Origin of the sequence: Agromyces sp. NPDC057865, assembly GCF_042796995.1 — a bacterium.
GTDB lineage: Bacteria > Actinomycetota > Actinomycetes > Actinomycetales > Microbacteriaceae > Agromyces.
The window spans coordinates 649399-673278 of the sequence record NZ_JBHVMJ010000002.1; the positions used below are offsets into that span (position 1 = coordinate 649399).

The 23880-nt window shown below is 72.9% G+C and carries 19 protein-coding genes; 6 read left to right on the forward strand and 13 right to left on the reverse strand.

Annotation, left to right across the window (positions count from 1 at the left end):
* Nucleotides 1-11: 11 nt before the first annotated feature.
* From ACFVN5_RS10705 to ACFVN5_RS10735, 7 genes are all read right to left on the reverse strand, one after another.
* Nucleotides 12-1493: an aldehyde dehydrogenase (NADP(+)) gene (locus ACFVN5_RS10705; RefSeq protein WP_376955068.1), complete on the reverse strand. Its 1482-nt coding sequence runs from the start codon at nucleotides 1491-1493 to the stop codon at nucleotides 12-14.
* Between the two features lie 32 nt (nucleotides 1494-1525).
* On the reverse strand, nucleotides 1526-2527 hold the full coding sequence (locus ACFVN5_RS10710) for a proline racemase family protein (RefSeq protein WP_376955069.1): 1002 nt from the start codon (nucleotides 2525-2527) through the stop codon (nucleotides 1526-1528).
* On the reverse strand, nucleotides 2527-3459 hold the full coding sequence (locus ACFVN5_RS10715) for a dihydrodipicolinate synthase family protein (RefSeq protein ID WP_376955070.1): 933 nt from the start codon (nucleotides 3457-3459) through the stop codon (nucleotides 2527-2529). The genes ACFVN5_RS10710 and ACFVN5_RS10715 overlap by 1 nt, the downstream gene beginning before the upstream one ends.
* Nucleotides 3456-4826 (reverse strand): FAD-dependent oxidoreductase, encoded by a 1371-nt coding sequence (locus tag ACFVN5_RS10720; protein ID WP_376955071.1) that lies wholly within the window; start codon nucleotides 4824-4826, stop codon nucleotides 3456-3458. The genes ACFVN5_RS10715 and ACFVN5_RS10720 overlap by 4 nt, the downstream gene beginning before the upstream one ends.
* Nucleotides 4823-5065, reverse strand: coding sequence for a (2Fe-2S)-binding protein (locus ACFVN5_RS10725; RefSeq protein ID WP_376955072.1), 243 nt, complete (start codon nucleotides 5063-5065; stop codon nucleotides 4823-4825). Before ACFVN5_RS10725 ends, ACFVN5_RS10720 begins: the two co-directional genes overlap by 4 nt.
* Nucleotides 5062-6219 carry an NAD(P)/FAD-dependent oxidoreductase gene (locus tag ACFVN5_RS10730; protein WP_376955073.1) on the reverse strand — a complete coding sequence of 386 codons (1158 nt, stop codon included), beginning with the start codon at nucleotides 6217-6219 and terminating at the stop codon, nucleotides 5062-5064. Before ACFVN5_RS10730 ends, ACFVN5_RS10725 begins: the two co-directional genes overlap by 4 nt.
* 123 nt (nucleotides 6220-6342) lie before the next feature.
* Nucleotides 6343-7008 carry a GntR family transcriptional regulator gene (locus ACFVN5_RS10735; protein WP_376955074.1) on the reverse strand — a complete coding sequence of 222 codons (666 nt, stop codon included), beginning with the start codon at nucleotides 7006-7008 and terminating at the stop codon, nucleotides 6343-6345.
* 130 nt (nucleotides 7009-7138) lie between these two features.
* Between ACFVN5_RS10735 and ACFVN5_RS10740 the strand changes: the two genes are divergently transcribed.
* Nucleotides 7139-8287, forward strand: a complete 1149-nt coding sequence (locus ACFVN5_RS10740) for a glutamate--cysteine ligase (protein ID WP_376955075.1) — start codon at nucleotides 7139-7141, stop codon at nucleotides 8285-8287.
* A 48-nt stretch (nucleotides 8288-8335) separates the two neighbouring features.
* Here ACFVN5_RS10740 and ACFVN5_RS10745 read toward each other — a convergent pair whose 3' ends face one another.
* Complete coding sequence (locus tag ACFVN5_RS10745) at nucleotides 8336-9769, reverse strand: GH1 family beta-glucosidase (RefSeq protein WP_376955076.1); 1434 nt, start codon at nucleotides 9767-9769, stop codon at nucleotides 8336-8338.
* A 158-nt stretch (nucleotides 9770-9927) separates the two neighbouring features.
* Nucleotides 9928-10944, reverse strand: coding sequence for a lipid II:glycine glycyltransferase FemX (locus tag ACFVN5_RS10750; protein ID WP_376955077.1), 1017 nt, complete (start codon nucleotides 10942-10944; stop codon nucleotides 9928-9930).
* 183 nt (nucleotides 10945-11127) lie between these two features.
* Between ACFVN5_RS10750 and ACFVN5_RS10755 the strand changes: the two genes are divergently transcribed.
* Genes ACFVN5_RS10755 through ACFVN5_RS10765 form a run of 3 tightly spaced genes read left to right on the forward strand, consistent with a single transcriptional unit; the run spans nucleotide 11128 to nucleotide 14502 of the window.
* Complete coding sequence (locus ACFVN5_RS10755) at nucleotides 11128-11940, forward strand: spermidine synthase (protein ID WP_376955078.1); 813 nt, start codon at nucleotides 11128-11130, stop codon at nucleotides 11938-11940.
* A 1-nt stretch (nucleotide 11941) separates the two neighbouring features.
* On the forward strand, nucleotides 11942-13837 hold the full coding sequence (locus tag ACFVN5_RS10760; RefSeq protein ID WP_376955079.1) for an LVIVD repeat-containing protein: 1896 nt from the start codon (nucleotides 11942-11944) through the stop codon (nucleotides 13835-13837).
* On the forward strand, nucleotides 13834-14502 hold the full coding sequence (locus ACFVN5_RS10765; protein WP_376955081.1) for a DUF305 domain-containing protein: 669 nt from the start codon (nucleotides 13834-13836) through the stop codon (nucleotides 14500-14502). The genes ACFVN5_RS10760 and ACFVN5_RS10765 overlap by 4 nt, the downstream gene beginning before the upstream one ends.
* A 68-nt stretch (nucleotides 14503-14570) precedes the next feature.
* Here the strand turns inward: ACFVN5_RS10765 and ffh are convergent, their stop codons facing one another.
* The 3 genes from ffh to ftsY are packed head-to-tail and all read right to left on the reverse strand — an operon-like array spanning nucleotide 14571 to nucleotide 17595.
* Nucleotides 14571-16160: a signal recognition particle protein gene (gene ffh, locus ACFVN5_RS10770; RefSeq protein WP_376955082.1), complete on the reverse strand. Its 1590-nt coding sequence runs from the start codon at nucleotides 16158-16160 to the stop codon at nucleotides 14571-14573.
* A 54-nt stretch (nucleotides 16161-16214) separates the two neighbouring features.
* Nucleotides 16215-16703 (reverse strand): hypothetical protein, encoded by a 489-nt coding sequence (locus tag ACFVN5_RS10775; RefSeq protein WP_376955084.1) that lies wholly within the window; start codon nucleotides 16701-16703, stop codon nucleotides 16215-16217.
* Between the two features lie 16 nt (nucleotides 16704-16719).
* On the reverse strand, nucleotides 16720-17595 hold the full coding sequence (gene ftsY / locus ACFVN5_RS10780) for a signal recognition particle-docking protein FtsY (protein WP_376955086.1): 876 nt from the start codon (nucleotides 17593-17595) through the stop codon (nucleotides 16720-16722).
* A gap of 76 nt (nucleotides 17596-17671) precedes the next feature.
* Here ftsY and ACFVN5_RS10785 point away from each other — a divergent pair, with 76 nt between their 5' ends.
* Together ACFVN5_RS10785 and ACFVN5_RS10790 are read left to right on the forward strand one after the other, a co-directional pair.
* Nucleotides 17672-18640: a TIGR03885 family FMN-dependent LLM class oxidoreductase gene (locus ACFVN5_RS10785; protein ID WP_376955088.1), complete on the forward strand. Its 969-nt coding sequence runs from the start codon at nucleotides 17672-17674 to the stop codon at nucleotides 18638-18640.
* Nucleotides 18637-20301 carry an alpha-amylase family protein gene (locus ACFVN5_RS10790; RefSeq protein WP_376955089.1) on the forward strand — a complete coding sequence of 555 codons (1665 nt, stop codon included), beginning with the start codon at nucleotides 18637-18639 and terminating at the stop codon, nucleotides 20299-20301. The genes ACFVN5_RS10785 and ACFVN5_RS10790 overlap by 4 nt, the downstream gene beginning before the upstream one ends.
* 30 nt (nucleotides 20302-20331) lie before the next feature.
* On the opposite strand, the gene smc is transcribed toward ACFVN5_RS10790, so the two are convergent.
* Nucleotides 20332-23850, reverse strand: a complete 3519-nt coding sequence (gene smc / locus ACFVN5_RS10795) for a chromosome segregation protein SMC (protein WP_376955091.1) — start codon at nucleotides 23848-23850, stop codon at nucleotides 20332-20334.
* Nucleotides 23851-23880: the final 30 nt, after the last annotated feature.

A 23880-nucleotide genomic window follows, 5' to 3' on the forward strand; every position in this document is an offset into this window, starting at 1 on the left:
CACCCCGCACGTCAGTACTCGCCGCCGAGGCTCCCCCACCCGGCCGACCGGCCTGCGGCGCTCCGACGCTGCGGTACGCCCCACGGGTTGTCGTCGCGCAGGGGCGGCGGGAGGAGGGCCTGCGGCGCGCCCTGGTAGGCGACGCCCCGCAGGAACCGGGTGATCGCGGCGGTGCCGACGCTCGTGGCATCCGTCGTGGTCGCCGGGAACGGGCCGCCGTGCTGCATGGCGCCCGTGACCGAGACGCCGGTCGGCCAGCCGCCGAACAGCACGCGCCCGCTCGTCTCGGCCAGGGCGTCGACGAGGTCGACGAGCCGCCCGTCGGACAGCTCGTCGTCGGTCGCATGGACGGTCGAGGTGAGGTTGCCCGGGAACAGCTCCCGGTGCAGGGCGGGCAGCGCGTCGGCGTCGCGGTAGCGCACGAGGATCGACAGGGGCCCGAACGACTCCTCGAGCAGCTCGTCGCGGTGCTCGCGCAGCGTGTCCACGTCGACCTCGACGACGGTCGGCGTCGCGAAGCGCTGCTCCGCGTCGTCGACCCGGACGGCGCCCGCAGCCAGGACCGTCACGCCCGGAGCGCCGAGGACGGCAGCCCGGCGGTCCTCGAAGGCGCGGCCGATGCCGGGGTTGAGCAGGCGATGCTCGGGCACGCCCGACGCGGCATCCGCGACCGGCTCGAGCTCGGCATCCGCCGGGACGAAGAGGAAGCCCGGCTTCGTGCACAGCTGCCCCGCGGAGCCCGCCACCGAGCCGAGGAAGCCCTGCAGCAGCTCGGGCTCGGTCGCCACCGCACCCGCGGTCGCGTAGACCGGGTTCACGCTGCCGAGCTCGCCGTAGAACGGGATGGGGCGCGGGCGCGACGCCGCGATGTCGGCGAGCAGCCGGCCCACGTGCGTGGAGCCGGTGAAGGCGCCCGCCCGGATGCGGTCGTCGCGCAGGAGCGCGACGCCGTTGTCCTGGCCCTCGACGAGCTGGAAGACGCCCTCGGGCATCCCCGCCGCGGCAAGCGCCGACGCGACGACCTCGGCCGTCCGGCGTGAGAGCTCGGGGTGACCCGAGTGCGCCTTCACGACGAGCGGGCAGCCCGCGGCGAGCGCGGCCGCGGAGTCGCCGCCCGCAACGGAGAACGCGAACGGGAAGTTCGACGCCGCGAAGTTCAGCACGGGTCCGACCGGCTCGAGCACGCGGCGCACGTCGGGCCGCGGTCCGATGACGTAGCCGGGGTCGGCGTCGTCGATGCGGGCATCGAGGTACGCGCCGTCGACGATGACCTCGGCGAAGAGGCGGAGCTGGTTGCTGGTGCGTCGCACCTCGCCCGTCAGTCGGGCCTCGGCGAGCCCGGTCTCGCGCATCGCGATGGCGATGAGCTCGCCGGCGGCCGCGTCGAGCGCGTCGGCGACGGCGACGAGCGCCGCCGCCCGCGCGCGGGGTTCGGTCTCCGCGAAGGGTCGTGCGGCGCGCGCGGCGGCTGCCGCGATCCGGTCGGTGTCCATGGATGCTCCTGGTCGTCGGGTCGGGGCCGAGGTCAGAAGACGAAGCCCTCGGGGAACGGGTCGTCCTCGTCGAGGAAGTACTGGCCGATGCCGGTGACCCAGGCCCGGCCGGAGATGGTCGGCACGACTGCGGGGACGCCGCCGACCTCGGTCTCGCGCAGCAGGCGGCCGGTGAACTCGCTGCCGATGAACGACTCGTTGACGAAGTCGGTCTCGAGCGCGAGCTCGCCGCGTGCGTGGAGTTCGGCCATGCGGGCGCTCGTGCCGGTGCCGCACGGCGAGCGGTCGAACCATCCGGGATGGATCGCCATCGCGTGGCGCGATCGCACGGCATCGGAGCCGGGCGCGATGAACTCGACGTGGTGCACGTGGTCGGCGCCGGAGAGCTCGGGATGCCGCGGCGGCTTCTGCTCGTTGATCGCGTCCATGATGGCGAGCCCGGCGCGCAGGATGTCGTCCTGGCGCGCGCGATCGAACGGCAGGCCGACGTCGTCGAGGTCGACGAGCGCGTAGAAGTTGCCGCCGAACGCGACCGAGTACGGCACCTCGCCGTACCCCGGCACCTCGATCGTCTCGTCGAGCCGCTCGACGAAGCTCGGCACGTTCTCGATCGTGACCCGCTTCGCCCGGCCGTCCTCGACCTCGACGCGCGCGACGACGAGGCCGGCGGGCACGTCGAGTCGGATCTCGGTGACCGGCTCGGTCACCTCGACCATGCCGGTCTCGACGAGCACCGTGGCCACGCCGATCGTGCCGTGGCCGCACATCGGCAGGAACCCGCTCGCCTCGACGAACACGACGCCCCAGTCGGCGTCGTCGCGCACCGGCGGCTGCAGCAGCGCACCCGACATCGCGGCGTGGCCGCGGGGTTCGTTCATGAGCAGGCCGCGCAGCCCGTCGAGGTGCTCGATCGCCCAGAGCCGTCGTTCGTTCATCGTCGCGCCAGGGATCCGGCCGACGCCGCCCGTGACGACGCGGGTGGGCATCCCCTCGGTGTGCGAGTCGACCGCGGAGATCACCCGCCGCGCACGCATCAGGCGACCGCCGCCGACCGCGCCGCGAGCGCCGCGAGCGCGCGCTCGGTGTCGGCCGTGACCTGGGCGTGCTGCTCCGGCGAGAGCGGGCCGCGCGGCGGGCGGGTCGGGCCGCCGTACGAGTTGCCGCAAATGTCCATCGACAGCTTGATGGCCTGCACGAACTCGGTGCGCGAGTCCCAGCGGAACACGGCGACGAGCTGCTCGTAGAGCGCCTTCGCCTCGTGCCACTTGCCCGCGGCGCACAGGTCGTAGAGCTCCACGGCCTCCTTCGGGAAGGCGTTCGGGTAGCCGGCGAACCAGCCGACGGCGCCGTTCACCATGAGCTCGAAGAGCACGTCGTCGGCACCGGCGATGATGTCGATGTCGCAGAGCTCCTTGATCTCGTACACGCGGCGCACGTCGCCCGAGAACTCCTTGATCGCCACGACCTCGGGGATCTTGGCGAGCTTCGCGACGAGCGACGGCACGAGGTCGACCTTCGTGTCGAACGGGTTGTTGTACGCCATGATCGGCAGCCCCACCTTGGCGACCTCCTCGAAGTGCGCGATGACCTCGCCCTCGTTGGCACGGTACAGCGTCGGCGGCAGGAGCAGCACGCCGTCGGCGCCGTCCTCCTGTGCGGCCTCCGCCCACGTGCGGGCCTGGTGGCTGCCGACGCCGTGCACGCCCGCAACGACGATGCCGCGCCCGTCGACGGCCTCGACCGCGACCTGGATGACCCTGCGGCGCTCATCGTCGGTGAGCGACGAGTACTCGCCGAGCGAACCGTTCGGGCCGACGCCGCGGCATCCGTTCGACATGAGGAAGTCGACGTGCTCGCCGAACCGGTCGTAGTCGACGGCGAGGCCCGCGGGGGCCGATGCGTCCTCCTTGAAGGCGAGGGTCGTGGCGACGACGACGCCGCCGAGGTCCATGGTCTGCTCGGTCATTCCTGCTCCTGGTGCGGTGTTCGGTGGTCGTGGAGGCCGGCGAGCTCCCCGATGCGGATCGAGGAGAGCACCGGCCGGTGGTCGTAGTCGACGGATGCCGCGACGAGCGCTTCGACGCTGCGTCCGCACGTCCGCCCCTGGCACGCGCCGAGGCCGGCGCGGGTGGCGAGGCGCATGCCGCGGCTCGATGCGTCCGCGTACTCGGCGATGCGGGCGCGCGTGACGGACTCGCAGCGGCAGACGATCGTGTCGTCGTCGAGCCAGGCCGTCCAGCCGGGCCGGATGGCGTGCGTGGCGAGGCGCTCGGCGAAGGCGTGCATGCGCCGCCGGGCGTCGAGGATGCGGCGCAGGCGGGGGTCGCCGAGCGCGCCGCCAGCGGCGACGAAGCCGGCCACAGCGCCCTCGGCGAGCGCTGCGTCGGCGCCGGCGATGCCCGTGACCTCCCCCGCCGCGAAGACGCCGGGGACGTTCGTGGCCTGGCGGTCGTCGACCGCGACGAACCGCTCGGGCGAGATCGCGCATCCGGCCTGGATCGCGGCCTCGAGACGCGGGGTGAAGCCGTGGCCGAGGGCGACCGAGTCGCACTCGATCGTGCGCTCGGTCCCGGGGATCGGGCGCCAGTCGGCGTCGATGCGCTGCACCGTCACGGCCTCGACGGCACGGTCGCCGTGGATGCGCGTGACGGCGCTGCCGAATCGGTAGGGGGTCCGATGGCGGAGCAGGTCGCCGACGTACTCCGCGAGCTCGCCGGCCTTGCCGGCCGAGCCGGCGAGCTGCCACGGCGCCCGGCCCCAGCCGCGCATGATGGCGGCGCGCCCGACGGCCTCGACGACCTCGGCGACCGTGCCGCCGGCGAGGCCGATGCTCGCGGCGACCGGCAGCAGGAAGGGCCCGGCGCCGGCGACCACGGTGCGCCGCCCGGGGGTGACGCCGTCGCGCTTCGCGAGCGCCTGCGCGGCGCCGGCGGTCACGACGCCCGGCAGTGTCCAGCCGGGCACGGGAAGGGCGCGATCGTGCGCGCCCGTCGCGATGACGAGGGCGTCGGCGTCGACGGTGAGGGCCGCGCGGTCGGTGGAGTCGGCGGGGCCGATGTGCGCGTGCACGCGGAGACCGCCGTCGGCCTCCACGTGCCAGACGCTCGCCTGCTCGTGCACGCGGGCGCGTTGGAGGGCGCCGCGCAGGCGTTCGAAGCGCGACCACTGGTGCTGCATGCGCGGATCGGTGAGCCCGTCATGGTGTCGCCAGAACTGGCCGCCCGCGCGCTCGCCCTCGTCGAGCACGGTGACCTCCGCACCACGGGCGAGCGCGGCCTGCGCCGCGGCGAGGCCTGCGGGTCCGGCGCCAAGGATCACGACGCGGCGGCTCATCGGGACTCCCGTTCGACGACGTCGCCGTCGCGCGCCGTGCGCTGGCAGGCCCGCACGCCCTCGACGCCGTTGACGGTCAGGATGCAGTCCTGGCAGACGCCGATGCCGCAGAACACGCCGCGCTCGGCGCCGTCGGCCGTGCGCCAGGTGCGCCGCCCCGCGCCGATGAGCACGCCGGCGATGGTCTGGCCTTCGCGGCCCTCGACCTCGGCGCCGTCGACGGCGATCCGGATGCTCACGCGGCCTCCTCGAGGCTCGCGCGGGTGGGCAGGAACGGCGCAGGGTCGAGTGGTGCCGGCGTACCGAGCACGGCGTGCGCGATGAGGTGCCCCGTCGTCGGCGCGAGGCCGATGCCGGCACCCTCGTGCCCCGCGGCGTGGAACAGCCCGGCGACCCAGCCGTCGGCGCCGATCGCGGGCAGGTGGTCGGGCGTGTACGGGCGGAAGCCGACGTAGCTGCGCAGCAGCATGGTGTCGGCGAGGAACGGGAAGAGCCGCGTCGCCTTCGCCGCGATCTCGGCGATGGGCTCGAGGGTGCCGGCCGTGGAGAACCCCACACGTTCGCGGCTCGAGCCGATGAGCACGGTGCCCGCCGGCGTCGACTCGACGACGGTCGAAGTCTGCAGGGCCGCGTCGCTCGAGCCGACCGCGCCGACGTAGTCGGCGTCGTAGACCTTGTGGAACACGCGCTGCGGCATCGGCGTGGTGACCAGGATCGCGCCGCGCCGGGGCCGGATGTCGAGTCGCGCGCCGAGCAGCGTCGCAACCTCGCCCGCCCACGGGCCCGCGCAGTTCACGACCGCGTCCGCCGCGATCGGCCCGTGGGGCGTGACCACGCCGGCGATCCGGTCGCCCGCACGCAAGGGCGCGGTGACCTCCGTGATCCGCAGCTCGGCGCCGAGGCGCCGCGCCCTGGCGAGCATCGCCTGCGTCACGAGGCTGGGCTGCACCTGCGCGTCCTCGGGGTAGTGGATGCCGCACGCGACGTCTCGGCTGAGGTGGGGTTCGAGGCGCCGGAGCTCCTCCGCCGACACCGCATCGGCCCGGATGCCGATCGCGCGCTGCGACCCGGCGAACCCCTCGAGCGCATCGGCGCCGGCGGGGAACGCGACGACAACGCCGCCCTTCTCCTCGAACTCGGTCGCGGGCTGGCCGGGCGCACGGTCGTCGTCGAGCACGGCGGCGAGGTCGCGCCAGGCGCGTCGGGCGACGATGGCGAGCTCGGCCTCGGCCCCGGGCGCCTTGTCGGAGACGAGGATATTGCCCTCGCAGCGGCTCGAGGTCTCGGCGGCGACGCCCGAGCGGTCGACGACGACGACCTCGGCGCCGGCCTCGGCCAACGCGAGGGCGCACGACGCGCCGATGGCGCCGGCCCCGATCACGACGACCCGCATGTTGTGCTCCTCCTTGTGGTGCGTGACATATTACCACCAGCGATCGGATGACGCGCACGCGACGCGCGGACGCGGAACCCCCGCCGCGTCCACCTCGGCGACGTGCGCGCGATCGCCGCTGCGCTACTCCTCGTCGCGCCCGCTCCAGAGGCCCGCGACATGGCCGATGTGCCGGCGCATGAGCGCTTCGGCAGCGGCCCCGTCGCTCGCCACGAGGAGGCGGACGAGCTCGGCGTGCTCGAGCGACGAGCCCTCGAGCTCGTCGGAGTCTGCGAGGTTCACGAGGCCGACCAGCCGCGTCTGCTGCCGGAGCTCGCGGACCAGGCGCACGAGGTGACGGTTCCCCGTGAGCTCGAGCAGGGTCAGGTGGAACGTCGTGTCGGCCTCGAGGTAGTCCTCGAAGCGCCCCTCGCGACCGGCTCGGACGATCTCCTCGGCCAGGCCGAGGAGCCGCTCGACGACGTCGTCGGACAGCGTGCCCGCGAGCTCGCGCATCGGCGGGCCCTCGAGCATCAGCCGGACCTCGCCGAGCTCGCGCAGCTCGTCTGGCGACACCTCGGTCACCTCGAATCCGCGATTGCGCAGCGGACTCAGGAAGCCGCGACGAGCCAGGTTGAGCATCGCCTCGCGAACGGGCGTGGCGCTCACGCCGAACTCGCCGGCCAGGGTCGGCACCGTCAGCACCGTGCCCGGGGCGAACTCGCCCGCGACGATGCGCGAGGAGAGCGTGCGCTCGACCTGTTCGCGCAGGCTCAGGACCTCGAGCACACGCATGGGCTGGCCGCTCATCGGGCCTCGCCGTCTCGCTGCATCATGCGGCACATCCTACGCGACCGTTCCACGCAAGGGGTGGCCCCCAAAACGTGGTCACATGCGATGATTGCGGCACGATTCCCGCCCGCTCCGAGGGAGGCCGCGCATGCCGATCGAGTTCGCACGTTCCCCGCGCTCCACGGTCGGCCTCGAGTGGGAGGTCGCGATCGTCGACCGCGCCACGGGCGAGCTCGCGTCCATCGCCGATCGCGTGCTCGAGCTCCTCGACGAGCGCAGTGAGGGCGGGACGCATCCGTCGATCACCTCGGAGCTGCTGACGAACACGGTGGAGCTGGTGAGCGGCGTGCACGAGCGGGTCGCGGGCGCCGTCGCGGACCTCGAGGGGCAGCTCGCGGAGGTGCGCGCGGTGATCGACGAGCTCGGCGAGTACGAGCTCATCTGCAGCGGCTCGCATCCCTACAGCCAGTGGTACGACCAGCGCCTCACCGACAAGCCGCGGTACCACAAGCTCATCGAGCGCACCCGCTGGTGGGGGCGCAACATGATGATCTGGGGCATCCACGTGCACGTCGGCATCGAGGAGCGCGACAAGGCGCTCCCCATCCTCGACGGGCTGCTCGCGTACATGCCGCACCTGCAGGCGCTGAGCGCGTCGAGCCCGTTCTGGGCGGGCGTGGAGACGGGCTACGCGTCGAACCGGGCGCTCATGTTCCAGCAGCTGCCCACGGCCGGACTCCCCTATCCGCTCGCCGACTGGGCCGCCTACGAGCGCTACGTCGACGACCTCGTGCGCACGGGCGTCATCGAGGACCACACCGAGGTGCGCTGGGACATCCGCCCGTCGCCGCGCTGGGGCACCGTGGAGGTGCGCGTCTGCGACGGCGTCTCGTCGGCGGCCGAGATCGCCGCCATCGGCGCGCTCGTGCAGTGCCTCGTCGAGTGGATGAGCCGGCGCCTCGACGACGGCGAGACGCTGACCGTGCTGCAGCCTTGGTACGTGCGCGAGAACAAGTGGCGCGCCGCCCGCTACGGCATGGACGCCGAGATCATCACGGATGTCGCGGGCAGCGAGCGGCTCGTCGGCGACGACCTCCGCGAGCTCCTCACGACGCTCGTCCCCGTCGCCGAGCACCTCGGCTGCGAGGTCGAGCTGCAGCAGGTGCACGCGATGCTCGACGGCGGCGCGAGCTACCAGCGGCAGCTGCGCGTCGCCGAGGCGGCGGGCGGCGACCTCACGGCCGTCGTCGCGCACCTGGCGCGCGAGCTGCGCGCCGGCGTGAACCCCCAGGCGTGAGCCGGCCGGCGTGACCCGGCCGGGGCGCCGCGCCGCGGCATCCGTCGGCTAGGCCGGGATCGCCCGCGTGCGGATGAGCTCGGCGTACCATTTCGCGCTGTCCTTCGGCAGTCGCTCGAGCGTGTCGTAGTCGACGCGCACGATGCCGAAGCGCTTGGAGTAGCCGTAGCCCCACTCGAAGTTGTCCATGAGCGACCACACCTGGTAGCCGCGCAGGTCGACCCCGCGCCCCATGGCGCGGTGCGCCGCGGTGAAGTGCCGGCGCAGGTAGTCGACGCGCTCGACGTCGTGCACGGCCGGGCCGTCGGCCTCGTCGGTCACGACGTCGTCGAACGCGGCGCCGTTCTCGGTGACCATGAGCGGCAGCGACGGGTACGCCTCGTGCAGCGCGACGAGCAGGTCCTCGAGTCCGGACGGGTCGATGTTCCAGCCCATCGCGGTGTACGGGCCCGGCTGCACGAGGAACTCGACGTGCTCGGAGCCCGGCCAGGGCGTCCCGCCCATGTCCTTGTGGCCGTCGGCCTTGATCCGCGGCGAGACGCCGTCCCACATCTCGACGGTGACCGTCGAGTAGTAGTTCACGCCGAGCAGCGAGATCGGCTGCCGGATGAGCTCGAGGTCGCCCGGCTTCACGAACGACCAGTCGGTGACCTCGGCAGTGTCGGCGATGACGTCGGCGGGGTACTCCCCGTCGAGGAGCGGTCCGAGGAACACCCGGTTCGCGAGCCCGTCGATGCGGCGCGCGGCCTCGGCGCCGGTCGGCCCGTGCGGGCGGATCACGTGCAGGTTGAGCGTGATCGAGTAGCCGGGGTCGTTGGTCACGACCTCGCGCAGCGCCGAGATCGCGAGGCCGTGCGCGAGGTTCAGGTGGTGCACCGCGGCGAGCGCCTTGGCGCCGTCCATGAGGCCGGGTGCGTGGGCGCCCGAGCCGTAGCCGAGGTAGGCGCTGCACCACGGCTCGTTGAGGGTGGTCCACACGGCGATCCGGTCGCCGAGGCGCTCCCCCACGATCCGCGCGTAGTCCGCGAAGGCCTCGGCCGTCGCGCGGTTCGCCCAGCCGCCCTCGTCCTCGAGGGCCTGCGGCAGGTCCCAGTGGTAGAGCGTTGCGATCGGGCGGATGCCGCGGGCGATGAGCCCGTCGACGAGTCGCTCGTAGAACGCCAGTCCGGCCTCGTTCGCCGGCCCGCGGCCGGTCGGCTGGATCCGCGGCCACGCGATCGAGAAGCGGTACGCCTCGAGCCCGAGCTCCGCCATGAGGTCGAGGTCCTCCTCCAGGCGGTGGTAGTGGTCGTCGGCCACGTCGCCCGTGTCGCCGTTCCAGACCTTGCCGGGCGTGTGGCTGAACGTGTCCCAGATCGACGGCCCCCGGCCGTCCTCGTCGGCCGCGCCCTCGATCTGGTACGACGCCGTGGCCGATCCGAAGAGGAAGTCGTCGGGGAAGGCGAGACCCGCGTCGCGGTAGTCGGCCGAACCGGTGGTCATCGTGGTGCTCCAGTCGTCGTGTCGCGGCATCCGCCGGTGTTCGCGGCATCGGGCCGGCCGCCGCGTTCACTGTATCGCGTCGCCCGGAACGGCGACTTACCGCTCTGTAAGCATTCGCAACGCGATGCGGGACCGCGCGCGGCTCAGGATCTCGCGGCTCAGTACCAGTAGTCGCCGGTGCGCTCGCGGTAGGCGGCGATGAACTCGCCCTCGCCCTGCCGCCACGCCTCGCCCCGCTCCTCGTGCGAGAGCTGGAACGCGGGCATGTACTCGAGCACCTCGCGCGTGAAGGCGCTCTTGAAGACGAGGATGCCGTGTCCGGGGGCATCGGGCTCCCCCGGCGGCGGGACGTGCCCGAGGTCGTACCGCTCGACGCCGTCGGAGGCGAGGTCGCGGATGATGCGCCACTGCAGCAGTCGCGACGCCATGAGGTGCGGGTGGTCGCGGGTCGAACCGCCGTCCTTGTACCAGGCGTTCGGCCCGTACCGGGCGATGAACGCACCCGCGACGACCTGGTCGGCGTACCGGGCGAAGTAGAGCCGCCCGCGATCGTCGGCCGCGAACGTCTCCCACACCGCCTCGAGGTAATCGTCGCCCCGGAAGTACGCGCCCGAGCGCTCCTCGGTCTCGCGCACGAGGTCGATCATGCGGGTGCGGTTCGCCGCGTCGAGCTCGGCCCGGCGCACCTCGACCCCGTGCCGCTCGGCGACCCGGATCTCGGCGCGGGCGCGCTTCTTCATGTTCGCGAGGATCTCCTCCTCGCTCGCCGAGGTGTCGACGACGACGGTGTGCCGGTACTGGGACGCCTTGGCCGGCAGCCACCCGTGTGCGAGGAACGCCTCGACGAGGGCCTCGTCGCGCGGCTGGTGCACCTCGATCTTCGTCGCGAAGGCCGTGCCGCGCTCGTCGCGGACCCGCTGGGTGAGCGGGCCGACGTCGGCGGGCTCCAGGCCGCTCACGCGGGGCAGGTGCTGGAAGAGGCCGTACCCCGGGACGAGGCGCTCGAACACGAGCACCGGGTAGTCCCGCTGGGTGCCGAGGCCGCGCCGGTGCACGTGCCACGGGCCGCGCGAGCGCACGGCCTCCCACGTGCTCGACTGCATGAAGTGCGGGGTCGAGTGGGTCCCGAGCACCCGTTCGTCCCATGCCGCGGCAACCTGCTGGGACTGTGACACTGCCGCCTGCACCATGCCCCCATCCGACGTGGTCCGGGGGCGTTAGGGCCCGCCTTCGGATACCACGGCCTCTGGCGCACATCATAGGCGGGTCACAGGTCCGAACGTCGAACTCGACCCCGAAGGTTCCGATGTCGTCACGGCGTCTGGCCTGCCGTCCGGCCCCGACCTAGTGTGGTCAGCATGGGCGATCCCCGACTCGAACTCGACGGCGAGCACGTCAGCGCGAGGCTCCTGCCCGAGCGCGGCACGCACGGCGGCTACTCGCTCGTCATCGAGGGCACGACCCAATCGCACGTGAACCCCGACGACCCGCTCGACCTCCAGCTCGAGTACACCCGGCTCGTCGCGTCGGTCATCGACGGATGCCGCGAGCCCGGCGTCCCCCTGCGCGTCCTGCACCTCGGGGCGGGCGCCCTCACGATCCCGCGCTACGTCGCGGCGACGCGACCGGGATCGGTGCAGCACGTGGTCGAGCTGCATCGCGAGCTGTTCGAGTTCGTGCTCGACGTGCTGCCGCTCGACGACGACGTGGAGCTCACGGTCGAGTTCGACGACGGCCGCGTCGCCGTGGAGCGGGCCGCGCGCACGGGCGGCGGCTGGGACGTCGCGGTCGTCGACGTGTTCTCGGGCGCGGTGTCGCCCCGGCACATGTCGACCGCGGAGTTCTTCGACCAGCTCGACCAGCTCCTCGCCCCCGACGGGCTCGTCGTGGTGAACACCCTCGCGACCGCGGGACTCGGCATGAGCCGGGAGGTGATCGCGACGCTCGCGGCGCGGTACGAGGACGTGCTCGCGCTCGCCTCGCCGGCGGTCGTGGAGGGCATGAGCCTCGGCAACGTGGTGATCGCGGCGTCGTCGGAGCCCCTCGCCGGCGAGGAGATGCTGCGCCACGCCGACACCGGTCCGCGACCCATCGAGCTCCTCCGCGACGCGGCGCTCACCGCGTTCGTGGGCGACGCGCCGGTGCGTCGCGACGACGACCCCGTGGACTGACATGGCCGCCGGTCGCGCGTGGTCGCTGGCGCGCGGCGCCGTGACCGGCCTCGTCGCGATCGTGCTCGCCGCGTCCGCCGTGGGCGGGCCGGCCACGGCGCAGTCCGAACCCCCGGTCGCGCCGCCGGGCCGCGAGCCGTCGATGGGCGGCGGGATCGAGTGGGTCGCCCACCGCGACAACCCGTTCCGGCAGGGCGACGACGCCGACTTCATCAACTCCGACCTCGCCTTCTCGGGCGACTACCTCGTGCAGGGCAACTACGCCGGCTTCTCGATCTGGGACATCGCGGATCCGGCCGCGCCCGCGCTCGTGAGCGCCGTGTCGTGCCCGGGCGGGCAGGGCGACATCAGCACGGTCGGCAACCTGGTCCTCATCGCGATCGACGAGACCATGTCCGACGACTCCTGCGCGGCCGGCCGGGTGCCCGAGACCGAGGAGAACTGGGAGGGGCTGCGCGTCTTCGACATCAGCGACCCCGCGGCGCCCCGGTACGCCGCCGCCGTGCGCACCCGCTGCGGCGGCCACACGCACACGGTCGTGCCCGATCCGGCGAGCACCGACCGCGTGTTCGTCTACATGAACGCCTACAGCCGGGGCGCCTCGCTGCACTGCACCGGACGCAACCCCCTGCAGATCATCGAGGTGCCGCTCGCGGCTCCCGAGAACGCCGCGATCGTGAGCGAGCTCGACCTCTTCGACGACGAGACGGCGTTCGGCCCCGAGGACCGGGTGGCGGGCGGCGCCGAGACCCGGTCGACCACCGGATGCCACGACATCACGGCGTACCCGGCGAAGGCGCTCGCGGTGGCGGCGTGCCGCGGCGACGGGCTGCTCCTCTCGATCGCGGACCCGCTGAACCCGGTGGTCCTCCAGCGCGTCCGCGATCCGGCGGTCACGTTCTGGCACTCGGGCATCTTCGACAACGACGCGACGCGCATCGTGTTCCAGGACGAGCTCGGCGACGGCTTCATCAACACGTGCTCCCCGGCCTACGGCACGGACCGCGGCGCCGACGCGGTGTGGGCCATCCAGCCCGAGGGTCTCGTCAAGGCGGGCACGTACAAGCTGCCGCGCGAGCAGTCCGACCTCGAGAAGTGCGTCGCCCACTCGGGGGGCCTGGTGCCGGTGCCCGGGCGGTTCATCGTCGCGCAGGCGTGGCTCGAGGGCGGCGTCTCGGTCGTCGACCTCACCGACCCCGCGGCGCCCGTCGAGCTCGCCTGGTTCGACCGGCCCTCCTACGGGTACTCGATGGACTACACGGCCGGGATCTGGGCGGTCTACCCCTATCGGGGCTACCTCTACGCGAGCGACATGTACGAGGGCCTCGACGTGCTGCGCCTCACGGATCCGCTCTTCGCCGACGCCGCGCGCTACGACGACACGAGCCTGAACCCGCAGACGCAGCCCGCGTTCTCGTGGGTCTGGCGCGAGGCGCCCGTGGTGCCGACCGCCGCCGAGGAGCGGGCGCCCCTCGAGACGCTCGCGGTGGAGCCGGCCGAGCTCGAGCCCGCGGAGACGGCGACCGTCACGGTGTCGCTGCCGGCGGCATCGCTCACCGCCGGCGAGACGGCCGACGTGTGGTGGATGCCGACGCAGGCCGTGCTCGCGACGGTCACCGCCTCCGCCGACGGCGCGCTCGCACCGACCGAGGTGAACCTCCCCGGCCCCCTCGTCCCCGGCTCGTACGACCTCGTGGTGCGGGGCGACGCCTCGGCGCCGAAGCTCGCCCTCGCGAGCGTCGTCGTGGCCGAGCACACGGCCGCACCGGCGGCGGATGCCGCGCCGGAGACGCCCGACGGCGGGGCCTGGTGGCTGCTCGTGCTCATCCCGTTCGCCATCGCGCTGGCGTACCACGCGGCGCTCGCCGTGCGGCGTCGCCGTCGGACGCTCCGATGACCGCACGAGGCACCCGCTCGCTCGCGGCCCCCGCCGTCGCCCTGGCGGCCGTCGTCCTCGTCGGGGGCGTCGGGTGCGTCGCCGGGTGCACGGCCGACCCGGGGACCGCCTCGACGACGCCGGGCTTCGTCACGCCGGCGCCACCGGCGGGCGCCGAGTCGGACGGCGCGGCCACGGGTGCGACCGTCGACCAGGACGCGACAGCGGCGGACGTCGCCTTCGTCGCCGCGATGATCGTGCACCACGAGCAGGCCGTCGAGCTCGCCGAGCTCGCGCCCGGACGGGTGGCCGACGCGGAGCTCGCCGACCTGGCCGAGCGGATCGCCCTCGTGCAGGCCGACGAGGCCGAGCAGATGCGCACCTGGCTCGAACGTCGCAGCACGCGCGACGTCGCGGCCGAGGAGCACGATCACGCGGACGACATGGCGGGTGCGATCAGCCGCTCGACCCTCGACCGGGCCGCTGAGCTGCGCGGCACGGCCTTCGACCGACTGTTCATCGAGGCGATGGTGCCGCACCACCGCGGCGCGGTCGAGATGGCGGAGGCGCGGCTCGCCGAGCGCGGCGACTCGTCCGTCACCCGGTGGGCGCGCGCGATCGCGACCGCGCAGGCGCTCGAGGTCGACCGGCTCCTCGAGATCGAGGCACGGCTCCCGGCCGGCTGACGTCGGCCGCGCGGCATCCGCTCGGCCGACCGGCGACGGTCAGCCGAGCCGCGACCGGCCGTGGGCCGTCAGCGGCCGAGGAACTTCTGCAGGGCGGCGAGCTCGTCCTCGCTCGGAGCACCCTTCGGCGCTGCACCGCCCGTGCCCAGTCCGAAGCCCGACCCCGTGGGAGCCGACGGCGGGCCGGCCGGCGCGACGCCCGACGCGATCGCGGCGTTCTCGGCGGCGCGCTTCGCGGGGTTGCCCGACCGCGAGCCCGACGACTTCTTCTTGCCCTTGGCGGCCTGCCGCTTGCCGCCGCCGTAGGTGCCGACGCCCGGGATCGGGCCCATGCCGGGGACCTGCGGCACGCCGCCGCGCGCGACGGTCTTCATCATCTTCGCGGCCTGCTCGAAGCGCTGCACGAGCTGGTTCACGTCGGTGACGGTCATGCCCGAGCCCCTCGCGATGCGCAGGCGACGGGAGCCGTTGAGGAGCTTGGGGTTGCGTCGCTCGGCGACGGTCATCGACTGGATGATCGCCTCGGTGCGCACGATCTCGCGCTCGTCGAAGTTCTCGAGCTGCTGCTTCATGCCGCCCGCGCCCGGCAGCATGCCGAGCATCTTCTTGATCGAGCCGGCGCCGCGGAGCTGCTGCATCTGCTTGAGGAAGTCCTCGAGCGTGAACTGCTCGGTCGCGAGCTTCTCGGCGACCTTGATGGCCTCCTCCTCGTCGAAGGCCTGCTGGGCCTGCTCGATGAGCGTGAGGATGTCGCCGAGGTCGAGGATGCGGCTCGCCATGCGGTCGGGGTGGAACGGCTCGAAGTCGTCGAGGCCCTCACCGGTGGACGCGAAGATGATCGGGCGACCGGTGACGGACGCCACGCTGAGCGCGGCGCCGCCGCGCGCATCGCCGTCGAGCTTCGAGAGCACGACGCCCGTGAAGTCCACGCCCTCCTGGAAGGCCTTCGCCGTCGTGACGGCGTCCTGGCCGATCATCGCGTCGATGACGAACAGCACCTCGTCGGGGTTCGTCGCCTTGCGGATGTTCGCGGCCTGCTTCATCATCTCGGCGTCGACGCCGAGGCGGCCGGCGGTGTCGATGACGACCACGTCGTGCTGCGAGCGCACGGCCTGCGCCACAGCGTCCTTCGCGACCTTGACCGGGTCGCCGACGCCGTTGCCGGGCTCGGGCGCGAAGACCGGCACGCCGGCCTGCCCGCCCACGACCTGGAGCTGATTCACGGCGTTCGGACGCTGGAGGTCGGCCGCGACGAGCAACGGGGTGTGGCCGTCCTTCACGAGCCACTTCGCGAGCTTGCCCGCGAGCGTGGTCTTGCCGGCGCCCTGGAGGCCCGCGAGCATGATGACCGTCGGCGGGTTCTTCGCGAACTGCAGCCGGCGCTGCTGGCCGCCGAGGATCGCGATGAGCTCGTCGTTGACGATCTGCACGACCTGCTGCGCGGGGTTCAGCGCCTTGTTGACCTCGTCGCCGAGCGCGCGCTCGCGCACGTGCGCGGTGAACTGCTTGACCACGTCGAGCGAGACGTCGGCGTCGAGCAGGGCGCGACGGATCTCGCGCACGGTGCCGTCGACGTCCGCCGCCGACAGCTTGCCCTTGGTGCGGAGGTTCTTGAAGGTCTCGGCGAGGCGGTCAGACAGGTTTCCGAAGGTAGCCATGGTGCCTTCGATTGTAGGCGAGAGCGGATGCCTCTCAGCTGCACGGGCCGGCGATCAGCCCTCGAAGCGCACGTCGACGACCTCGCGACCGATGTCGATCGCGGCGATGAGCCGCTCGTCGCTGTCGTCGGGGGCGAGCGCGTACTCGAACTCGGCGAACGGCTCACCCGGGCCGTCGGCCTCGGGCCGCAGGTCGACGCGCAGCAGGGACAGCGATCGCAGCGCATCCACCTGCCGGTCGCCCGAATCGCGGCCGATCGCCGCATCGATCTCCTCGGCCTGCTCGAGCTCGGGGTCCAGCAGCACGTCGAGGAACCGCATCACGGGCGTGCTCCCGGAGTCGAGCTGGCTGACGAACGCCGACCGCAGCTCATCGTCGACGAGCTCCAGCTCGCCGACGAGCACCGCCGCGGCATCCAGCGCTGCGCTCGCCACCATCTCGTCCTCGGCCTCGAGCACCACCTCGACCCGCTGGTCGGCGTACTCGATCATCTCCGACCAGTAGTCGCCGACGATCCCGAAGTAGTCGTGCTCGGTCGCCATGATGTCCTCCGCTGCCCTAGCCGACGAGCTTCTGGGCGAACACGTGCGGCGTGAAGCCCGTCAGGTCGCCGATGCCCTCGCCCTGGCCGATGAGCTTGATCGGCAGGCCCGTCTTCTCCTGCACGGCCAGCACGAATCCGCCCTTCGCGCTGCCGTCGAGCTTCGTGAGCACGAGGCCCGTCACGCCGCCGTGCTCGATGAACGCCTCGGCCTGCGCGAGGCCGTTCTGTCCGGTCGTCGCGTCGAGCACGAGCAGCACCTCGCTGATCGGCGCCTGCTTCTCGACGACGCGCCGGATCTTCGACAGTTCGTCCATGAGCCCGCCCTTGGTGTGCAGACGGCCGGCCGTGTCGATGATGACGATCTCGATGCCCTCCTGCTTCGCCTTCTCGACGGTCTGGAAGGCGACGGATGCCGGGTCCTGGCCCTCGCGCTCTGGACGCACGACGTCGACCCCGGCGCGGGACGCCCACGTCGCGAGCTGGTCCACCGCGGCCGCACGGAACGTGTCCGCCGCGCCGACGACGACGCTGCGGTCGTAGCTGCGCAGGAACCGGGCGAATTTGCCGATCGTGGTGGTCTTGCCGACGCCGTTCACGCCGACGACGAGCACCACGGCCGGGCGCTCGGTGAGCTTCAGCGTGGGGTCGTACTTCGAGAGCCGCTCCTCGATGAGCTCCCGCAGCATCCGCTGCACGTCGCGCGGATCGGTCGTGCGGTACCGCTCGACCTGCGCCTTGATCGCGTCGACGATCTCCTCGGTCACGGCCGGCCCGAAGTCCGCGCGGATCAGCGCCGACTCGAGGTCGTCCCATGTGTCCTCGTCGATGGTCTTCGCCCCGAAGACCCCCCGGAGAGCCGCCCCGAGCGACCACGATGCGCGTTCTGCCATGCGATCGAGTCTATTTGCAAGGCCTTGCCGCCCCGGCACGCGCACGGAAGCGTCGAGGGCGACGGAAGGAGACCGGATGACGATCGTGGGATTCCACGCCTCGCACGAGCAGATCGCCCCGGCGCGCCTCCTGCACGCCGTGCAGCGCGCCGAGGAGGCGGGCTTCGACGCCGCGATGTGCTCGGACCACCTCGAGCCATGGAGCGTGCGGCAGGGCGAGTCCGGCTACGCCTGGAGCTGGCTCGGCTCGGTACTGCAGGCGACGCTCATCCCCCTCGGCGTCGTCACGGCTCCCGGCCAGCGCTACCACCCGGCGATCACCGCGCAGGCGATCGCGACGCTCGAGTCGATGTACCCGGGCCGTTTCTGGACGGCGCTCGGCAGCGGCGAGGCGCTCAACGAGCACGTCACGGGCGACCCGTTCCCGCGGAAGGCCGAGCGCGACGAGCGCCTCCGCGAGTCGGTCGACGCGATCCGACGGCTGCTCCGCGGCGAGGAGGTGACGGCCGACGGCCACGTGCGCCTCGACCGCGCCCGCGTCTGGAGCCTGCCGCCGGTGCCGCCGCCGCTGCACGTCGCGGCCGTGAGCTCCGAGACGGCGCGTTCGGGGGCCGCGTGGGCCGACGGCCTCATCACGGTCGACCAGCCCCGCGACGCGCTCCGCGAGGTCATCGGCGCCTACCGCGACGCCGGCGGGCACGGCCCCGTCGCCGTGCAGGTGCACCTGAGCTGGGCGCGCACCGACGAGGAGGCGCTCGCGATCGCGCACGACCAGTGGCGCACGGGCGTCCTCCCGGGCCCGACGATCTGGGAGATCGACCGCCCCGAGGCGTTCGATGCGGCCACGGCGGATGCCACGCCCGACGACGTCGCCCGCACGGTGCAGGTCTCGAGCGACCCCGCCCGCCACCTGGCGAAGCTCGCCGAGCTCGTCGACGCCGGCGCCGACCGCGTGTTCCTGCACCACGTCGGCACCGAGCAGGACGAGTTCATCGACGTCTTCGGCGAACACGTCGTGCCCGAACTGAAGGTGACGGGACGATGAAGATCACCGACCGCAGCGACCTGTGGTGGAAGACGGCCGTGGTGTACTGCCTCGACGTCGAGAAGTACCTGGACTGGAACGACGACGGCATCGGCGACTTCGAGGGCCTCTCGCACCGGCTCGACCACCTCGCGGAGCTCGGCGTCAGCTGCCTCTGGCTCATGCCGTTCCAGCCGTCGCCGCGCCGCGACGACGGCTACGACATCACCGACTTCCAGGCCATCGACCCGCGCTACGGCTCCCTGGGCGACTTCGTCGAGTTCATGCGCACCGCGAAGGACCGGGGCATGCGGGTCATCATCGACTTCGTGATGAACCACACGTCCGACCGACATCCGTGGTTCCAGGACGCGCGGCGCAGTCGCGACTCGCGGTTCCGCGACTTCTACGTCTGGCGCGACGAGCCGCCGAAGCAGCAACCGCAGGTCGTGTTCCCGGGCGAGGAGTCGAGCGTCTGGGAGTACGACGAGCGCACCGACCAGTACTACCTGCACAGCTTCTACCGGCACCAGCCCGACCTGAACATCGCGAACCCAGCCGTGCGCGACGAGATCGCGAAGACCATGGGCTTCTGGCTCGAGCTCGGCGTCTCGGGGTTCCGCGTCGACGCCGTGCCGTTCCTCATCGAGCCGCCGGCCGGCGTCGACGTCGGCGATCCGCACGACTTCCTCCGCGACATCCGCCGGTTCCTGCAGCGCCGCTCGAGCGACGCGATCCTGCTCGGCGAGGTGAACCTCGATTACGCGGGGCAGCTCGACTTCTTCGGCCACGTCGACGCACCGGCCGAGCTCACGATGCAGTTCGACTTCCCCGTCATGCAGCGCATGTACCTGTCGTTCGTCCGCGAGGACGCGACGCCGCTCGCGGAGATGCTCGCCGAGCGTCCCGAGCTGCGCATCGAGGCCCAGTGGGCGAACTTCGTGCGGAACCACGACGAGCTGACGCTCGACAAGCTGAGCGACGAGGAGCGCGAGGAGGTCTTCGACGCCTTCGCGCCCGAGGAGTCCCAGCGCATCTACGGGCGCGGCATCACCCGACGGCTCCCCCCGATGGTCGGCGGTGATCCGCGGCGGATCGAACTGGCCTACAGCCTCCTCTTCTCGCTGCCGGGCACCCCGGTGCTCTTCTACGGCGAGGAGATCGGCATGGGCGAGAACCCCGACCTCGGCGGGCGCCTGACCGTGCGGTCGCCCATGCAGTGGTCGACCGAGGCGAACGGCGGGTTCTCGCGCGCGCCGGCGCGCAAGCTCGTGGCGAAGCCCCCGACCGACGGCTACGCGCCCGAGCACGTGAACGTGGAGTCGCAGATGCACGACTCCGAGTCGCTGCTCGCGAAGATCCGCCACTTCGCGCACCGGTTCCGCAGCTCGCCCGAAATCGGGTGGGGACGGCTCGAGCTGCTCGACGCCGGCGAGCCCGCCGTGCTCGCGCACCGCCTCTCGGCCGACGTCGGCAGCTTCATCGCGGTGCACAACTTCGCGTCGACGCCGGTGACCGTGCGCCTCCCGCTCGGGGAGGTGCCGGAGGAGGCGCGGCTCTCCGACCTGCTGTCCGACACGGTCGTGCCGATCGACGATCGCGGGCGGGCCGAGGTGGAGGTGGGCGCCTACGGGTACCGGTGGTTCCGCACGGTCGACTCGCGCGACCGACGGCTCACCTGAGCCGCGGCGAGCGGATGCCGCGCGACGGCGTCAGCTCGCCTTCGCCTCGCGCTCCTCGCGCACGCGCTGGCCCACGACGGCCGAGACGCCGTCCTGGCGCATCGAGACCCCGTAGAGGGCGTCGGCGATCTCCATCGTGCGCTTCTGGTGCGTGATCACGATGAGCTGGCTCGACTCGCGCAGGTCTTCCAGGGTCGTGAGCAGGCGCCCGAGGTTCGCGTCGTCGAGCGCGGCCTCGACCTCGTCCATGATGTAGAACGGGCTCGGGCGGGCCTTGAAGATCGCGATGAGCAGCGCGACCGCGGCGAGCGAGCGCTCGCCGCCCGAGAGCAGGGAGAGGCGCTCGATCTTCTTGCCGGCGGGCTTCACCGACACCTCGATGCCGGTCGTCAGCATGTCGTCGGGGTCGGTCAGCGCGATCCGGCCCTCGCCGCCGGGGAACAGCACCGGGAACACCTCCGCGAACGCCGCGCGCGTGTCCTCGAACGCTCCCCGGAAGATCGACTCCATCTTGCCGTCGATCTCCTCGATGATCGTGAGGAGGTCCTTGCGGGTGTTCGCGAGGTCGGTGAGCTGCTCGGTGAGGAACTGGTGCCGCTGCTCGAGCGCCGCGAACTCCTCGAGCGCGAGCGGGTTCACGCGCCCGAGCTGCGCGAGCTTGCGCTCGGCGGCGGCGAGGCGGCGCTGCTGCTCCTCGCGCACGAACGGGCGAGGCTCGGCGTCCTCGGACTCGGCCGGCACCTCGGCATCGGGGCCGTACTCGGCCACGAGCACGTCCTCGGTCAGCCCGAGCTCCGACTCGGCGCGTTCGACGAGCCCGGCGGCGTGCAGCTTCTTCTCGTAGATGCGCAGCTCCAGGCCGTGGACGTCCTCGGTCACGGCGTGCAGCCGCGCGCGCACGGCGGCCTCCTGCCGTCGCACGCGCTGCAGCTCCTCGTTGCGGCTCGAGCGCTGCGCTTCCGCCCGTCCGAGCGCCACGCGCGCCTCGGCGACCGAGGCGTCGACCGACGCGAGCACCGCGGGAAGGGACTCGGCGACCCGCGACGCCGCCGCGAGCTGCGCACGGCGGAGCACCGCCCGCCGCGCGGCATCCGCTGCGGCCTGCTGCTCGGACTCGAACTGGCGCTCCATGGCCCGCACCCGGGCCTCCTCGGCGCGCACGCGCTCCTTGGCGGTCTCGACCCGGAGACGCGCCTCGACCTCGAGCTCGCGCGCACGGTCGAGCGCCGACACTGCGCCGTCGCGGGCGGTCGCGTCGAGCACCGGACGCGGCACCGCGCGGGCCGCCTCGAGCGCCGCCTTCGCAGCCTCCGCGGCGCGCTCGGCCTCGGCGACGCGCTCCTGCGCGTTCGCGGCCGCCTGCTCGAGGCGCGCGGCCTCGGCGTCGGCGGCCTCGACCTGCACGCGAGCGCGGTTCAGCAGCTCGGTGCGCTGGGCGAGCTGCGCGTCGTACTCGCGCAGCGCGGCGAGCGCGGCCTTCGCCTGCTCCTTCGAGCGCTCGACGAGCTCGCGCTGCTCGGCGAGCTCGAACCGGCTGCGCTCGAGCTCCGAGCGCACCTCCTCGAGGCGGGCGCCCGCGCGATCGCGTTCGGCGATGAGCTCGATGCGGCTCTGCTCACGGCCGGTGCCGCCGCGCACGACGTAGCGGCCGACGACGGTGCCGTCCCTGGTGATGACGGTGGCCGGCCCCTCGAGTCGCGCGAGCGCGGGCTCCGCGGCGCGGGCGGCGGCGAGGTCGTCGGCGATGAGCACCTCGGCGAGCAGCGCCGTCACGCCCGAGGGGGCGGTGACGACGTCGGATGCCGCGGTGAGCCCGTCGACCGCGGTGGCCGTGCGTGGCTCGATGCCCGGGTGGGCGAGTGCGAGCGCGACACGGCCGAGCTCGCCGCGCTCGGCGTGCTCGAGCGCGCGCCAGGCGGCGTCGCGGTCGTCGACGAGCACGGCGTCGGTGAGCGAGCCGAGCGCGGCGGCGATCGCGGCCTCGAACCCGGGCTCGACGTGCAGCGATTCCGCGAGGAGCCCACGGACGCCGTCCACGTTCGCGGCGACGAGCGCCGCCGAGCCGTCCTTCTGGTCGAGCGCGAGCGAGAGCGCGGCCGTGCGTGCGGCGAGCGCTCCCTGCTCCCGTTCGCGGGCGTGCAGCTCCTCGCGGATGCGCTCGATCTCGGCCTCGGCCTCGAACACGCCGGCCTGCGCGAGCTCGTAGGCCTCGTCGAGGTCGGTCTCGGCGTCGCCGCCCGCCGCGGCCTCCGCCTCGACGCGCGCGAGCGCGACGCCCGCGGTCTCCCGGCGCGCGGCGGCCGCCTCGAGTGCGTTGGCGTGCCGGAGCACCTCGCCGCGCACCGCGGCGAGCTTGGATGCGGCCGTGTCGGCCTGCCCGGCGAGGCCCGAGAGCTCGAGGTCGTAGGCCGTCACCTGCGCGCTCTGGCGGGCGATGCCCTGGTCGACGACGTCGAGCTCGTTGCGCGCGGTCCGGGTCGCGACCACCGCGGACTCGAGAGCGGAGGCCGCGTCGCCCACGGCGGCGGTGAAGCCGTCGAGGCCGTCGGACGCCTCGTCGATCATGGCGCGGGTGACGCTCGGCGCGGCATCCGCCGGCTCGACCTGCGCGCCGAGCAGGGCGATGCGCTGCCTGGCGAGCGCGTCGAGCGCACGCAGGCGCTCCTGCGCCGACTCCAGCGCGTGCGTGGTCGAGCGGGCCGCGTCGACGTCGTCGCCGAGGTAGGTCGCCTCGAGCCGCTCGACCTTCGCCTGGTGCTGCTCGAGCTCCTCCTGCAGCACGAGTCGCTCGCTGTGGCGCTCGTGCTCGCTCCGGCCGTGCTCCTCGAGCGCGCGGCGGAGGCCGACCACCTCGTCGGCGAGCAGGCGGGCGCGCGCGTCCCGCACGACGGCGGCGATGGTGGCCGCCTCGCGGGCGACCTCGGCCTGCCGTCCGAGCGGCTTCAGCTGGCGGCGGATCTCGCCGGCGAGGTCGCTCAGGCGCGTGAGGTTCGCCTGCATCGCGTCGAGCTTGCGGAGGGTCTTCTCCTTGCGCCGCCGGTGCTTCAGGATGCCGGCGGCCTCCTCGATGAAGCCGCGCCGGTCCTCGGCGCTCGCGTGCAGCACCGCGTCGAGCTGTCCCTGCCCGACGATGACGTGCATCTCGCGGCCGAGGCCGGAGTCGCTGAGCAGCTCCTGCACGTCGAGGAGGCGGCACGTCTCGCCGTTGATCGCGTACTCGCTCTGGCCGTTGCGGAACAGCGTGCGCGAGATCGTGACCTCGGTGTACTCGATGGGCAGCGCGCCGTCGGCGTTGTCGATCGTGAGGCTGACCTCGGCGCGTCCGAGCGGCCCGCGCGTCGCGGTGCCGGCGAAGATGACGTCCTCCATCTTGCCGCCGCGGAGGGTCTTCGCGCCCTGCTCGCCCATCACCCACGCGAGCGCGTCGACGACGTTGGACTTGCCCGAGCCGTTGGGGCCGACGATGCAGGTGACGCCCGGTTCGAACGCGAACGTCGTCGGCTGAGCGAAGGACTTGAAGCCCTTCAGCGTCAGGCTCTTGAGGTACATGCTCCCCCGGGTTCGGCTCGATGGTGCGGA